Annotated in this window: 1 protein-coding gene; it reads right to left on the minus strand. The window is 65.4% G+C overall.

What is annotated here, in order from left to right; genetic code table 11:
- Positions 1-131 precede the first annotated feature (131 nt).
- The gene (locus MJ785_RS18635) at positions 132-413 is read right to left on the minus strand and encodes a nucleotidyltransferase family protein (protein WP_239382034.1); all 282 of its coding nucleotides are present in this window, start codon (positions 411-413) and stop codon (positions 132-134) included.
- Between the last annotated feature and the right edge of the window lie 374 nt (positions 414-787).

Consider the following 787-nt stretch of genomic DNA (forward strand, 5'->3'; position numbering starts at 1 on the left):
GATCCCGACCCATCTGATGAGTGCGGCGGACAGCACGACGTCCTTGTCGAGCCCGTCGCGCGAGGCCGGCAGATGCGCGCTGATCAGCTCGGCATGTTCGACGATGTCGCGGAGGCGCTCGTCGTCGGACCTCACAACTCGACGGCTTCAGCGAGAACCCGCCCGCGTAGCCGCGGCCGCAGTCCAGCCACCGTGGTCACGTCGACGTGGACATCCAGCGCCGCCTCGGCGTCGCTGATGAATCCGCCGAGATCGAACAGCCCTCGCCCGGGAGCGAGGTCGACCAACAGATCGACGTCGCTGACCTCGTCCGCCTCGGCACGGGCAACGGAGCCGAAGACGCGGATGTTGCTGACGCCGTAGCGTTCCGCGACCGTGTAGACGTCCATACGTCGGCTACGCAACTCGCTCATCGTCACCCGTCGGCGACGACCACCACTTGGTGTCACGGCAGCCCCCTCACGGTAAACGGCGATCAGGGCTCAGGATGGCACAACTGCCAGTCGGGCCGTCGCAGGTCTGGATGACGTCCTGGCCGCCGCCACCAGGTGGCTTGAAGATCCGTCCGGCCTGGCGCCGTACGGGATCTCAAAAAGGGTGGTCAGATGGCGGAACCCCATCATCGTGTCACTCACGGTATATTTTCTTTCCCGGAGAGTTACATCACTGTTTCCGCGGGCCGCCTCGTCGGACCCTCCGTCACTCGTGGCAGGCTGGCGCCGGCTACTCTCTACGGAGGATCACAACCAGGTGTGGCCGTCGTTGCGGACGGTTCGTCAGTGTCCGG

It is taken from the genome of Protofrankia sp. CiT1 (assembly GCF_917627335.1).
Classification (GTDB): domain Bacteria; phylum Actinomycetota; class Actinomycetes; order Frankiales; family Frankiaceae; genus Protofrankia.